13 protein-coding genes are annotated in these 13800 nt (G+C 43.9%); 1 reads left to right on the top strand and 12 read right to left on the bottom strand.

Features of this window, described 5'->3' with window-relative positions; genetic code table 11:
• Positions 1–117: 117 nt before the first annotated feature.
• A complete protein-coding gene (locus VKA52_RS16395) occupies positions 118–255 on the top strand; it encodes a hypothetical protein (RefSeq protein WP_160915682.1) in 138 nt (45 codons plus the stop codon).
• Positions 256–288: 33 nt separating this feature from the next.
• Here the strand turns inward: VKA52_RS16395 and VKA52_RS16390 are convergent, their stop codons facing one another.
• From VKA52_RS16390 to VKA52_RS16335, 12 genes are all read right to left on the bottom strand, one after another.
• Complete coding sequence (locus VKA52_RS16390) at positions 289–3366, bottom strand: hypothetical protein (RefSeq protein WP_326316461.1); 3078 nt, start codon at positions 3364–3366, stop codon at positions 289–291.
• Positions 3367–3549: 183 nt separating this feature from the next.
• On the bottom strand, positions 3550–4554 hold the full coding sequence (locus VKA52_RS16385; protein ID WP_326316460.1) for a LacI family DNA-binding transcriptional regulator: 1005 nt from the start codon (positions 4552–4554) through the stop codon (positions 3550–3552).
• 201 nt (positions 4555–4755) lie between these two features.
• On the bottom strand, positions 4756–5478 hold the full coding sequence (locus VKA52_RS16380; protein WP_326316459.1) for an exonuclease domain-containing protein: 723 nt from the start codon (positions 5476–5478) through the stop codon (positions 4756–4758).
• Positions 5475–6440, bottom strand: coding sequence for a DUF294 nucleotidyltransferase-like domain-containing protein (locus VKA52_RS16375; protein ID WP_326316458.1), 966 nt, complete (start codon positions 6438–6440; stop codon positions 5475–5477). Before VKA52_RS16375 ends, VKA52_RS16380 begins: the two co-directional genes overlap by 4 nt.
• Positions 6441–6466: 26 nt before the next feature.
• Positions 6467–7732 (bottom strand): ammonium transporter, encoded by a 1266-nt coding sequence (locus VKA52_RS16370; RefSeq protein WP_326316457.1) that lies wholly within the window; start codon positions 7730–7732, stop codon positions 6467–6469.
• A 204-nt stretch (positions 7733–7936) separates the two neighbouring features.
• A complete protein-coding gene (locus tag VKA52_RS16365; protein ID WP_160915675.1) occupies positions 7937–8692 on the bottom strand; it encodes a polysaccharide deacetylase family protein in 756 nt (251 codons plus the stop codon).
• A 105-nt stretch (positions 8693–8797) separates the two neighbouring features.
• Positions 8798–9097, bottom strand: a complete 300-nt coding sequence (locus VKA52_RS16360; RefSeq protein ID WP_326316456.1) for a hypothetical protein — start codon at positions 9095–9097, stop codon at positions 8798–8800.
• 101 nt (positions 9098–9198) lie between these two features.
• Positions 9199–9561: a rhodanese-like domain-containing protein gene (locus tag VKA52_RS16355; protein ID WP_326316455.1), complete on the bottom strand. Its 363-nt coding sequence runs from the start codon at positions 9559–9561 to the stop codon at positions 9199–9201.
• A gap of 12 nt (positions 9562–9573) precedes the next feature.
• On the bottom strand, positions 9574–9954 hold the full coding sequence (locus VKA52_RS16350) for a rhodanese-like domain-containing protein (RefSeq protein WP_326316454.1): 381 nt from the start codon (positions 9952–9954) through the stop codon (positions 9574–9576).
• 221 nt (positions 9955–10175) lie between these two features.
• Positions 10176–11750 (bottom strand): long-chain-fatty-acid--CoA ligase, encoded by a 1575-nt coding sequence (locus VKA52_RS16345; RefSeq protein ID WP_326316453.1) that lies wholly within the window; start codon positions 11748–11750, stop codon positions 10176–10178.
• A gap of 181 nt (positions 11751–11931) precedes the next feature.
• Positions 11932–12858: a ferritin family protein gene (locus VKA52_RS16340; protein WP_326316452.1), complete on the bottom strand. Its 927-nt coding sequence runs from the start codon at positions 12856–12858 to the stop codon at positions 11932–11934.
• 191 nt (positions 12859–13049) lie between these two features.
• The gene (locus tag VKA52_RS16335) at positions 13050–13685 is read right to left on the bottom strand and encodes a putative glycolipid-binding domain-containing protein (protein ID WP_326316451.1); all 636 of its coding nucleotides are present in this window, start codon (positions 13683–13685) and stop codon (positions 13050–13052) included.
• Positions 13686–13800 lie beyond the last annotated feature (115 nt).

The raw sequence follows: 13800 nt of genomic DNA, 5'->3' as shown, positions 1-13800 counted from the left end.
TCCTCCCTATCTATCTTACGGTTACTTTTTATGGAAGGTTTCACAGATGAAAAAATTTCCTCGTTTTACCTCTATTCATTATATACAAACTATGTACATAAGAGGAGGTAGATGTTGATGGGAAAAAGAACGTCACAGATGAACGCAGCGAAAACGAACAATAAAACTCCGAAAGAAAGCCTGCCGATTGAAGAAGAAGTCGGGCACCGCACCAACAGGAATCGACCGAAGCAGGGACCGGGAGCGAACGAATGAAAAAAATCCAGAGGAATCTTCCTCTGGATTTCTTCATTCGAGCTTTATTTGAATTTTTTCCGTTTCATCTTCCGGGACGTTCACCCACAGTTGTCTATTTTCTTTATCATAATAATAAGCCTTCGGTCTAGCCCACAAATCACTTTCTTTTGCGACAAGTTCGTATTTTCCATCAGCCGCATGTATTTTTCTCGGTGTGTCCACATCTTCCAAATGCAGTAAGGACATCCCTTCCATTTTTTCCTCTCTTTCCACTTCAAGCTTCATCTTGTTCCTTTTCAGAATGCGAAAATGTTCATTATGATTATCACTTTTCTCCAATCTGACGTTTGAAAGGCGCACAGCACTTGCCCCAGCCCCGTCAATTGAAGCTCCTATTTTCAAAACCTTGTCTCCTTTAGAAACGACATTGTGAATCGTGACTTTTTTTGTATCCGGAGTAAATGTCCGCTTGTGAACCTTTTCCCCATCCCGGACATACCATACCCCTTTTGCTTCCCCTTCAATATCCACATCCGCGCTCACCGTATAAAAGCCTTTCCCCACAGCTTGGTAGTACCATGATTCTGAGACATAGGCCTTGTTCCCTTTGAAAACCATTTGATCCTCTTCCAGGTGCGTGTTCGATATGTTGCCTCTGGTCCATTGAGAGAGATCCAGCGTTTCAACCCCATTGTGAGGACCAGCTTTCCTGATGGAAACAGAATCCAGACTGAAGTTCCCTTGCTCTGACCCTACTTGAACGATATTCGTACCCTTATTTAATTTGATCTTCACGGTTTGGTCCGCCCAATTCCCGTCTGCTTGAGAAAGCATGACCGATTCACGATCGATCATACTTCCCTCCTCTTCATTTCTCACTTGAACGAAGGCCTCTGTCTCTCCAGTCGCAAAATATTTCAAATCTATCATGTAATCTCCTGTTTCATTGGCATCGATCGCATAGGTGATCTGCTCATCGTTCGGACCTACATCCTGTAAATAACCGAACCCTTCATGACTGTCTTCCGCTTTAGAAAATACGATTCCTTTCGAATAAGAGGCTGTTTCTGCTTGTAATACTTTCTCCGTATGCTCAGGCGTCACTTTCAGAACGACACTATCATGTGGTTCAAGCGTTACCGCATGACCCGACTGCATACCTAAATCTTTCTGTTTCCAGACATCACGGACGAACCCCCGTTCCACGCCTATTTCTTTATGAAAGTCGAATTGATACGAGCGCATTTCATCACTTCTGTTAAACAAGGCGACAGCCCATGAACCGTCCGGAAACTGCCCGACCCACCGCTCACTATCCCGGCTTCCGTCTTGACTATAATGATCTCCTGTATAATAAATGGGTTTGCCTACGAACCCTCGTCTGTTGAATTCAATCAACTCCGAGTTTTGGTAATACTTATAGTTGTCGCCAATCGTATCAAATTGGTCTGCGATGGCAATCGGTGATCCAGCCATGGTATAGAGGGAGAGGGTCGTCTTCTTTTCATTCTCTGAATGATCTCCGCTGAAAGTATTCAACTTAAGAAAATCACCATCCAAAATCATGCTTGATCGACCGCTGATGTCCGAAAAGCCGGTAAAACCCTGGAAAGAATTGGCCCACTGGGACCACCCTTCCTGCCATCTCTGCCTGCGGGCACTAATATGATCCCACCCACCTCCGAATGAATCTTCATTGATGCGGATCATATCCCCATATTGAAGCTCAAGTTCTCCATGATTGTACAAATGCGGCATGACAAGGCTTAAGAACATTTCATTTTCCTTTGCCGCTTCTGACATCCACTTTAACTGGGTTTCATAATGTTCTCTTCCATGAGCTTTACCAACTCGACCGATATTCGGGTCTGTTCCATCCTCATACCAGGAGAGGAAATCGACGCGCAGAAAGTCCGCTCCCTGCTCCTTGAAGAAATCAATATATCCTTTGATATATTTCTCCGCATCGGGGTGCTCTACATTCACCCAGTACAACGCGCGAGCATTCCCCTGTCCTCCATTGAACCGGTCCCCATCTGTCGGGTCATCCGGATCTCCCTGGTCGATCAATTCAGCGACATAGGTAGGCCCGTCCGGATTATTTTCCGTGCCTTTGACAATGTATTGATCCGGATTTTCCACGACTTCCGGACTCACCCACAGAGGGTTATAATAAATGCCGAAGTCCATGCCTCGCTGTTTGATGTAATCTCCCCAAAACTTCCACGTATGGCCTTCCGGATATTTTTCTGCAGGATATTGAAAAGAGCTTTCTTCGTCTTTCTGTCCTGCTTTATAGAGTTTCACATCATCAAGTTGAAAAGAACTGTGCTCACCGGCTGCATCAATGTCGAAGGCGATGGTGAGCTTTCCGTCCACCACATCTGCATCCATTGTAAATAGTCCATATCGAGGCTCATCGTATTCATTGGTCAAACCTTCATCCAAACGTAACACATGCTCCATGCCCCCATTAAAACCGTTCAGCTTCATGAAAGCTTGGCTCGTCCCGTTGGTATAATTGTCCGTATCATTAGGAAACTTCACCCGGGCCTCTACTGTGTAACTTCCATTTTCTAATCCTTCTACTGTCTGTGAAACTTTTGCTGTGAAAGGATCTGGATGATAGACATATAATTTTTGTCCATCATAAGCATCATTCGCGTCCACTCCGGAAAAAGCCTCCGTCTCAATGGTCCATCCTTCTGCATTCCCAAGCTCAAAGTCACCGTTAAGCAGCAATCCCTTCCTTTCGAATTCACCTGTTTCCATATTCAACGGTCGGGACATCCAGTTATCGTTATGAGAAACGACATACCCATTCTTATTGAGTAATGTTGCGCCTTCAATCCATCCATCCGTAGCAATCATGTCGTATCCATAAGCTTTAAAGTTTTCCGCCATCCAGTCGATATTCGCTTTGAATCTGTCTTCCGGCATGTATGTATTTTTATCATGCTGATGTTCATAGGTAGAAAAATACATCGGGCCTGCACCTTGTCTAGTAAATGAACTATCCTGAGCAGAAACGGAGGTGGTAATGCATGTTGAAACAGCAATGGCTGACAAAACGGCAAGAGGTACGCGCAGGTTAGATTGCCCCTTCTTCACTTGTTTGGGTGTGGCCATGAGGATTCTCCTTTATTATAATTTTGGAAATCAAGGTAAACGTTTACTCTAAACTTATTGTAAGCGGTTACATAAATCTTGTCTACCAAATTCTGAAAATTAAAACAATAGTACTGTGTCAGAAGATCATCGCAACTTCTGCTTTCGAGTAAACGTTTAACCTCACCAAAATAAAACCGCGACCTAAGTAAGGTCGCGGACGGTATGTCGCTCGATTATTTGATGGGGCATGATGATGCTCTGAGGGTTCGTCCCTGACTTCATCATTCCAGACAACATTTCCACCGCTTTTTCTCCCATTTCTCTAAGCGGCTGGGCGATGGTCGTGAGAGGAGGGATGGACATTTCAGCTATTTTACTATTGTCATAACCAATAATCGAAAGATCCTCCGGGACTGGAATCTTCCACTCATAAGCAGACGAAAGGGCCCCCACCGCCATTTCATCACTCGCTGCGAAAACTGCCGTCAAGAGCGGGTGCTCTCGTATAAGTTCAGGAAAAGCTGCTTTTCCATGTTCAAAAGAAAACCCACGCGCATCAATCACGGCATCACTCCGAAGATCATGATCTTCAAGAGCTGCTTTGAACCCTCTGATACGAGGGCTCCCCGCAATAGGATCCTCTTCCATACCACTGATCATCCCGATCTCTTTATGCCCTTTTTTTATTAAGTAGGAAGTTGCTGCATACGAAGCATCATGGTCATCTACTTTTACGTAAGGAAGAGAATACTTCGCAGACTTTGTCGAAACAAGCACTGTAGGAACATGCATTTTCTTTAAAGCTTCGTAGTACTCATCGGTCAGGACTTCGCTTGCGAATACCATTCCTTCCACACGCTTTTCATCAAGGAGGTTGAGGTACTTTAACGTCTTTTCACCTTGAGATGCCGTGTTGCAGACAATCACACTCTGCCCAAGATGATGAGCCATTTCTTCAATCCCATGCAGGAGTTCGGAAGTGACCATCCCTGATATTTCCGGGAATAATACCCCGATGGTTTGTGTCTTCTTATTAATCAAGCCTCTCGCAAGCGCGTTTGGTCGATACCCTAGTTCATCCACAGCCTTCATCACTTGCTGACGTGTTTGCTCTGAGTAGCCTTTGGAAGACTGATTCAGGATTCTTGAAACGGTCGCGATGGAGACGTTCGCCTGCTTAGCTACATCTTTGATTGTTGCATTCATCTTCATTCCTCTTTTCCCTGCTGCTTCCCTAACGTAGTCATTCTACTTCCGCATGCGTTTCTCCTTTTTCTAAAAAGGAAAACGAAGCTCCAGAGGGGCTCCGCTTCTCTTCTATCCTATGAATACCATTGGTGCAACACATGGCTAACCAAAGATGGTTCCGACTACAGAAATGCGATTGTCCCTTTTGGGACAATCGCCTCATTCCATCGTAGCAATTTTTGTGTAGATTTCATTCAAGTTGGTATATCCTTCTTTCTTTAATTGTTTGATACAGGCCACCCATAATTCAGCGGTTGCCAAACTATCATAAAGCGCATGGTGCCTTTTTTGAATACCAATCCCAAAATGCTCACAACATTCATCTAGCGTCAACAGCCCTTGCTGGTTAGGAAGAACCTTTGTTAAAAAGGCGGTATCGACAATTCTATGCTGAAACCTTTTTTTCAAGGCGATCCATGTCGCATGATTCATGAATTGCTTTTCATGATTCGCATGATGAGCGACAAGCAAATCCGCTTTCACATACTGATAGAAACTCTTCAAAGCGTCACGCAGTGGTGGGGCGTCTTCGATCATGCTGCTTGTAATCCCCGTCAACTCTTCAATATCCTTAGATGGCGCAGCATCTGTTCCGACCAAGGTGTAAAACGTTTGGCTGTCGATTATTTGATCTCCCTTTACTTTTACCGCCCCTATAGACAAAATCTGATCACCATTGTAAGGATAAAAGCCGGTCGTTTCCAAATCGAAAACCGTAATACTTAAATCATCAAAAGGAAGGTCGAGAGTATTTGCGTTTTTCATCTCTCTCTCAAGGTTCCTTAAATAAGCCATATTCGACGGATCATTCTGATTCAATGAAGAGAAACCACCGCCGATTTTACCGGACAAATCTTTTACAAACTGTACAAAAGGGTTCATCTTCGACCCTCTTTAATGATGGTTTTCGCCATTTGATGGAGTTTTTGAGCCCGTTTGACCTGCTTTTTCAATTCCTGTTTTTCCTCTTTCATTAACTGTTCCACTTTGATCACGTGGACATGCTGGTAATCCTCCGCATCTTTTTTCAGTTTCAATCTTTGCTGCAGGAATTGTCGGAAATCATTTTCATATTCAGAAAGAGTGGGATAAAGAGAACGCAGCGCTTCAAATCTTGATAACGTTGAAGAACTAGTGACATGGTGAAAAAGGGACAGAATTCTTAAAGCGTTAATGTAAGGAAAGTAGACCGTCTGTTTCAGATTGAAATGCCCCTTTTTCTCACCACTGTAATCCGGTAGCAGCTGCCCAAAAACTCCTACACCCTTTTTTACGTAATTGACATTATCCAGCAACCTAGTCAAAAGCGCTGGTTCTTCATCGATCACCGCAAAAGATGCCTTTTTGACTTGAAACAGCAGATCTCGTTCCCCCACCAACACTCTGGAGTCAAAGAATATAAGGAAATGACGCAGCGCCTGCCACTCCGCCTCTTTCAACCACTCTGTAATCTGCACCGTGAACAATTCCACGGACTGACACCATAATGGATTGGAAGCCATCACATTCCCCTCGCACCTCTCATAACCGACGACAGCCATCCCTTCTCTGATTTCTTTCCCCAACACTAAATAATAGTCCTGGTGCTTCTCATCCCCATCAAAAATAATGCCATGATCTTGATCACTCCATAACGACTGCTCATATCTTCCGGCACTTCCCATCAAAAAAAATGCAAAAGGAGCAGGAGGAGGCCCCTGCTCACGTTCAACCTTTTCTTTTGCCAGATGGAAAGTATGATGAATCAATTGGTCGTGAAAAGCATTCAACTGCAAATGATCACCGCTTACAGATTCAATCATCTCTTCCCGCCATACTCTGATTTCTTCATATGTCTTAAACATTCATTCCATCCTTTTTCATTACGTCTTTATGCTCCTGATTTCGTCTTTTGAGGAGGCGTTAAATTCTCTGGATAACCATAGCCACCGTGCTCACTTAAATCGAGACCCATGATTTCTTCCTCTTCAGATACACGAAGTCCACCCATCGCCTTATCCATGATTTTCAGAATGATGAAAGAAACGATAAACGCATACAACCCACTACTTACAACTCCGAGCGTCTGTACCCAAAGCTGCTCGAATCCACCACCGTAAAACAAGCCGGGGCGACCTACAGAAGCAAGCTCTGGTGTTGCAAACAGACCGTTCGACAGCGTTCCCCATACACCGACGACACCATGAACAGAGAGAGCGAAGATCGGGTCATCAATTTTCCTTTTATCAAAGAAACGCATGCTGAAGAATACAATTCCTCCACCGATCAAGCCGATTAATACCGCGGCCCAAGGTTCAACGAAAGCACACGAAGCTGTAATCGCTACAAGACCGGCAAGAGCACCATTCAGCGTAGTCGGTACATCCGCTTTTCCTGTGACGGCCCAAACCATCAGCATCGCACCGATAGCACCAGCACCTGCTGCCAATTGGGTGTTAAGAGCGACATAACCAAAGAATGCATCTGCAACGCCGAATGTACTTCCTGCATTAAATCCGAACCAGCCGACCCACAAGAGGAGGACACCTAATGCTGTAAACACTTGGTTATGGCCGGCAATTTCATTGGAAGAACCATCTTTGTTGTATTTCCCGATCCGGGGTTTCAAAATAATCGTTGCCGCTAAAGCTGCCATAGCACCTGTCAAGTGGACAACCGTTGAACCGGCGAAATCCTGCTTCCCGTGTTCACCTAACCAGCCGCCGCCCCAAATCCAGTGAGCAATCACAGGATAAACGAGAATAGAAAATAAAATAGCGAAAATGACGTAGGCGACAAGTTTTGCTCTTTCAGCAAATCCACCGAAAGCAATCGTCATCGCAATGGCCGCAAACGCTAGCTGGAATAGAAAGTCTGTGGATCCCGCAAGACCTTCTCCCATCGTCGTTGCATCACCATAAAAGAAGTTAGAGAAGCCAATAAATCCATTTCCTTCACCATAAATCAGGCCATATCCTAATGCCCAGAATACCACAGAAACAATACCTATAGTAAAAACCGTCTTCCCTGCAATATGACCCGCGTTTTTCATTCGTGTCGACCCGGCTTCCAGTAATATAAATCCTCCCTGCATCAATAAAACGAGGATCGTACAGACGATGATCCAAAGATTGTTCATTAAAAAAGTTGCATCCATTCTCTTGACTCCCCTTATGTTAGATTTTATAACATTTTATGTTATTAAGCATTGTATCAAAGTCGCAATATTTACACAACTATAAATGTCAGGTTTCTTAACATAGGGTATGATTGGGATTTTCTTAAGTTTCCTGGAAAGGCAGTCCCATCGTGTTTTTTATTAAAAAACAAAAAAAGATCCCCATCTTTTAAGATCAGGGGATCATTCTACTCCATTGACTCCATGGAGGAGATTGTATTTGGAATGTTTTTGAAGTAATTCTGAGACAGTTACGAATTGATACCCTTCCTTTTTCAATTGAGGGAGAATCTGCTTTAATGCTTCAATCGTCTGCGAACGATCGCCACCAAAATCATGAAAAAGGACAATGTCCCCATTCCTCGTGTTGTTTAATACGGTTTTTACGATATTGTGGACACCAGGCCTTTTCCAGTCTCTCGTATCTTGATGCCACGACCACATAACAACCATATACCCTTCCTCATTGGCTGTATTGACAATAATGTCGTTATACACACCTCCTGGTGGACGAAACAACCTCGGAGGAGCTCCTGTCAAACTCTCAAGAACTTCTGCTGTATTGTCCATTTCATGAATCAGCTCTTCTTTCGTGATCCCTGTAAAGTCAGGGTGATGAAAGCTGTGGTTAGCAAGCTCGTGACCACTTTTCACCATCGACTTGATGATCGAGGGATTCTCCTGAGCTCTTGATCCAACTACAAAAAAGGTGGCTTTTGCGTTGTACTCCTGTAAAATATCCAGAATTTCAGGCGTGTACTCAGAACTTGGACCATCATCAAAAGTAATGGCGATATACTTTGATGAAATCGGAACATCCCAAATCGCCGTCCCCTGCTGTTCATAATAATTTCTTGTATGGTTTTTTGCGTAAACGCTTACAACACTCAATTGAAAAACAATGAGAAAAAGCGAAAGATACAGGATGATTTTCTTCAAGGGAAGCCCCCTTTCTTTTTTAATTAGTTTGCGGGTAAAAAAGCTCTCTTATCCAAGCTAAAAAACGGAAAAAACCAGCCCCTTACCGGAGCTGGTCAATCCTCATCATTTTTGAGGTTTCAGTATCGTCCGCTGTAAAGGAACGCCCCCCATAGGAACATTCCTTTCAAAGAATACATAAGCTTTTCCGTCCACAATAAAAACATGGTCTCCCTTATAGTGGACGTCTTTATATCCTCTATCCCTTAATTCTGCACTAATCGCTTCAATATACGCTTGATGATTCATATAACGTTCATCAAAATCCATTTGTATATGGCCTTTACGATACCCCATCAACCAGTTAAAAAACAGAAAAACGCCAATACCGGAAGCAGTACCAAGTATAATATAAAGCCAAAACATATCATCACCCCATTACCTGTATGTACGATAAGTCTCAAGTGAAAGTTTCAGAAAAATAAAAAAAGACCAGGATTTCCCCTGATCTTTTTAGAGGGTATTTCTCAGCCCCAAGCACTCATCCCGCCTCGTACATTGGTGATGTTTTCGAAACCTTTCTTTTTCAATACTCTCGCTGCGTTTGTACTTCTCATTCCGCTTTGGCAGATTAAGACGACTTCTTTGTTACGGTCCAGCTCCCCTGTTCGTTTTGAAAGATCGGAGAGAGGTATATTTTTAAACGGTTTTTTATGATTTGTCCGATACTCTGCGGGCGTACGGACATCAACCCATTGGACATTTTTTTCTTTCAAACGCTCTTTTGCTTCCTGGACAGTTATATTTTGAACACCTTGGGCTGGCAACAGCTTTCTAATGATGAACCAACCGAGTAACAATCCGATTCCCCACGGGAGAATAGCTTCCATTTGTTTCACCTCTTATTTTTCAATCATACATGGCATCGCCCGGCACTCCTGTTGCTGGGTTGGAATGGTATAACCAATCACTTCATACCCTTTTCTCTTCAGTAGTCTTGCTGCCAAATTCTTTTCAACTTCATCTGAACAAATGAGTACAATCGGTCGCTGTGGTATATCTTGATGATGTCTTTCTAAATAAGCCAGCGGCAGACAAACAGCCTGCCCCAATTTATCCTGAGATGACGTTTGATAATCTCTCGTATCAACGGGAACGACCATGCCATCTTCAGACGTTACTTCGGACATATCCATCTTTTTGACATGGGAAGCCGGCAAGTATCTATGAAGGATGAAGAGCCCCGTCCCCACGATTAACGTTACGATCAACACGAATGACATGATGTTCCTCCTTTGTCTTGAACTAAGATCATTTTATACCCTGCACGGTATGTATGTCAACAAGTAAACCTCCTCTTGTTACCAATGAATATTTAAGCAGAGAACGAGGCTCTTTTCCAGAAAAAGGGCTTATGCCTAGCCCACCACCTGCTGAATTCGATTAGAAGCTGTTCATAACAAGAAAAGCCTAAAGCAGCAGCTTTAGGCTAATGGAACATTCTTTAATTGATCATTCGATTCTGGTCTTTCCAAAACTTCTTGCGGATGATGACTTTCTGGATCTTTCCAGAAGCAGTCTTTGGTAATTCTTCGATAAAAGATACACTCTTTGGTGCTTTGAAATGCGCCAACTTCTCCCGGCAAAACAGAATCACTTCTTCTTCAGAGAGGATTTCTCCTTCTTTCACCACCACTACCGCATGGGGTACCTCGCCCCACTTTTCATCTGGCACAGCTACAACAGCAGCTTCAAGTATGGAAGGGTGTTCGTATAAGGCCGCCTCCACCTCGATGGAAGATATGTTTTCTCCTCCGCTTATGATCACATCTTTTTTACGATCGACGATTTCAATATTCCCGCCCTCATCAACCACTGCCATATCTCCCGTATGAAGCCACCCATCCCTTATCGTCTCATTGGTCGCTTCCACGTTTTTATAATACCCTTCCATCACGTTGTTTGATTTTGTCACGATTTCCCCAATGGATATTCCATCACTCGGAACTTCATCTCCCAGCTCATCTACGACCTTCACCTGGCTGCCGATCATGCTGTAACCAGCCTTTGCTTTCAACCGGTAACGTTCTTCCGCTGGCCGATCGATGTCCATCGACCGAAGTTCCGAGGTAGTAATGAGCGGTGAGATTTCCGTCATCCCGTACACCTGAATGAATTTCCATTTCAAATCTTCCTCCACTTTACGGACAAACGCCGGCGGCGGAGCAGAACCGGCGATCACGACTCTTACGTCCTGATCAATGGATGGCCGCTTCTCTTCGTAAGCGCCGATCACCATGTTTAATACAGTCGGCGCCATATGTAGCACGGAAACTTGGTGCTCCTCTACTTTATCCAGGATCAATTCAGGATCTGTTTTTCGAAGCATCACTTGTGTCGCACCATTCGCCGTATAATAAAAAGGAGATCCCCAGCCGTTGACATGGAACATAGGCAGCACATGGAGGAGAGTATCCTGATCCGTAACCCTTAGGTGATGCATGGATGATAAAGCATGGAGATAGTTGGAGCGATGACTTAACAATACCCCCTTAGGATTTCCCGTCGTTCCACTCGTATAGAGTAAAGAGGCGATGTCTGTCTCTTCTACATGCTCCCGTTCAAAACGGTCGGATGAAAACTGGGAGAGCCACGACTCATACCCTTCACTGGAAGAATCCCCATGAACAATCACTTTTTCTATAGAAGGAAGCCCTTGTACAACCTCTTGCACCAGCGGCAGGAGAGTATGATCGACGAGAAGCACTTTACTTTCACTGTGCTCTAAAATGAATCGATAGTCTGCCGGTTTCAATCTTGTATTTAACGGAGTCATCACCGCCCCCAGTTGAAAGACACCATAGAACCCTTCCAGCATCTCCGACGAATTCGGAGCTAGATAAGCAACCTTGTCCCCTTTCTTTACTCCCAAAGATTCAAGCCCTCTTGATAACTGATTGACGCGAGCGTTCAATTCCCGGTAAGTCAAAGTCCAATCATCATCAATGATTGCCGGTTTCTCCCCATATAACTGTACCGCTCTGTCCAGAAACTCTGTCAATATCAATGGAACATGCATCGGATACCCTCTCCCTTTAACTTTATAATTAAGCGCTTACATATTATTCTAATTGTAATACTGTTCTACATCAATAGTCGATTTATATCCGTGTACACAAACAGATAATTTTTCCGCAGTCCACAGGCATTTGCTTCTGATGGGTTCAAAGACTTATGTAAAGAGAGCTGTCATGCAGCTCTTATGAATCTTCAAAACGTGCAAGACCTCGCCGGAAGGCTGCGAGGTGATTCAATGATGCATTCCTTAACTGTGTAAAAACCGTTCTCACATCCTCTGGCAACTCATACAATAAGAACTTCTCATACATGGAAATGTTTTCGATTTCCCCCTCCACACCAGCAGCATATGCCGCTTTGACACTGTCAGGAGTGATTACATATTGACTGGCATTATCGGACGGTATAGGAAATTGATACCTTGTGAAAAGTGTATTCAGAGCAGTGATGTGCCGCTTCTCCGCTTCCTGTATACGGACGAACGTCTGGATATCACCAAACTCCCTTCTGATAGCATCATACCGGGCCTGGGCAAGGTATTCATCCTGGATGGCATAAGTCAACATGTCTTGGAATGTTAATGAAGAAGCATTTAAAGCACCTGTTGCCCCATAATCCTGCTGTCTGATCTGGGCACGATCCTTTTTGGGATGCGAAAGAAAATAAAGAAACCATACCGCATGGTTCTGCTCATCAGCCGCCGCCTGGCGGAACGTTTCTTTGATGGAAAGATCCTGCGCTTTCCGTTCTATTTCATGATAGAAGTCCGTCGTCTTTTGTTCATCAATAAATGCTGCATCTATCCCTTCCCTGTATTGTTCGGAGCAAGGGGCATCGATTTTCGGGGAGGGTTGTTTTCCGGTCAGTTGCTTATAAATACTAGTGAAAGCCTCGTAGTGACGAATTTCATCCTGACGAATCTCATAAATCTGCTGTCTTGCCTGCTGTGTAGGAGCTAAATCAGCCAATTTATTGTAGCAGGCAATCGCACTGTACTCCCCGTTAATCGCTTTTTCAATATCTTTGACGATTGATTGGTCACTTTGGACGCGAAAGTAACCATCATACCCATAAGAGTTAAATGTATATCCATATTGATTCCGATACAACCCAATCAACCTCCTTTTAGAAGTCATCAACCTATCCTATGAAAACTGGGCTTTTTTTGTGTGCAAGTCAAATACCCAGAACTTTGATAATGGATCACTTCACACAGAAAAAAACGTAATGAAGAATTCCTCTTCATTACGCTTCTATGTGACATGTTTTATTTTAAAAACCAAGAACACCCTTACAAATTTCAATAAAACCCTTCCGATCCTGAGGGGGCATTGGCTAGTAAAGGCTGCGGTTGTTTTTCTATCCTCCGGTTACCATTCGTAAGAAGAGCTCTGCGTTCGAAGGCACCAGGATATTCAACGACCCAACCTTGTTCATCAATGACTAAAGCGGTCTCATAATCTCTACAACGGTATTGAAAAATCCTATAGCCATCGTTGTCTCCTAGATACGTGTATACTTGGAGCAGTGGACATACTTCTTTCCTTAATACATCGATAAAAACCATTTTGAACGTCCGTCGTTCTCCTACATGCCAAGTCACACGATTGATCGGCAAGGTGTTCGAAAAAGGAGTAATGGTCATATCGACGTTCGTCGCACCATCCAGGTTCTCATCGTATTTTCCATTGATCCACCATTTATCCTGATTTTCCGCCTGGACAACAAAAGGTTCCGTCTCCTGATCTTGATAAACCTTCACCTTTTTGGTCTTCCAATCCAATCCGAGCTTCAACTCATAAGAAAGATGGTGCGGCACTCCCTGATCAACAAGCAATACCGTTCCTCGTACCTCCATGTGATTGGTGAACGTTCTCAAAGTTAAATGTTCCGCCCCAGCCGACTCCAAATGATTCCACATCACACGTTGCTCCATATGATTCCCTCCTAAATGGATTTTTCAACAGACCCTTTCCTCCGAATGACTGTCCAACCAGGTTAAGAACCGACCATTTTCATCCCTCTCTGAATCCCATCTCGCTCCTCCTTCT

Source organism: Halobacillus sp. HZG1 (assembly GCF_035818575.1).
Taxonomy (GTDB): Bacteria; Bacillota; Bacilli; order Bacillales; family Halobacillaceae; genus Halobacillus; species Halobacillus litoralis.
This window is presented reverse-complemented; position numbering and strand designations above follow the sequence as displayed.

Bases quoted from the DNA above. Each gene is read 5' to 3' on its own strand.
- VKA52_RS16355 (WP_326316455.1), bottom strand. From the start codon at position 9,561: ATGGAAGCTATTCTCCCGTGGGGAATCGGATTGTTACTCGGTTGGTTC.
- VKA52_RS16350 (WP_326316454.1), bottom strand. From the start codon at position 9,954: ATGTCATTCGTGTTGATCGTAACGTTAATCGTGGGGACGGGGCTCTTC.
- VKA52_RS16360 (WP_326316456.1), bottom strand. From the start codon at position 9,097: ATGTTTTGGCTTTATATTATACTTGGTACTGCTTCCGGTATTGGCGTT.
- VKA52_RS16370 (WP_326316457.1), bottom strand. From the start codon at position 7,732: ATGGATGCAACTTTTTTAATGAACAATCTTTGGATCATCGTCTGTACG.
- VKA52_RS16375 (WP_326316458.1), bottom strand. From the start codon at position 6,440: ATGTTTAAGACATATGAAGAAATCAGAGTATGGCGGGAAGAGATGATT.
- VKA52_RS16385 (WP_326316460.1), bottom strand. From the start codon at position 4,554: ATGAATGCAACAATCAAAGATGTAGCTAAGCAGGCGAACGTCTCCATC.
- VKA52_RS16335 (WP_326316451.1), bottom strand. From the start codon at position 13,685: ATGGAGCAACGTGTGATGTGGAATCATTTGGAGTCGGCTGGGGCGGAA.
- VKA52_RS16395 (WP_160915682.1), top strand. From the start codon at position 118: ATGGGAAAAAGAACGTCACAGATGAACGCAGCGAAAACGAACAATAAA.
- VKA52_RS16390 (WP_326316461.1), bottom strand. From the start codon at position 3,366: ATGGCCACACCCAAACAAGTGAAGAAGGGGCAATCTAACCTGCGCGTA.
- VKA52_RS16380 (WP_326316459.1), bottom strand. From the start codon at position 5,478: ATGAACCCTTTTGTACAGTTTGTAAAAGATTTGTCCGGTAAAATCGGC.
- VKA52_RS16345 (WP_326316453.1), bottom strand. From the start codon at position 11,750: ATGCATGTTCCATTGATATTGACAGAGTTTCTGGACAGAGCGGTACAG.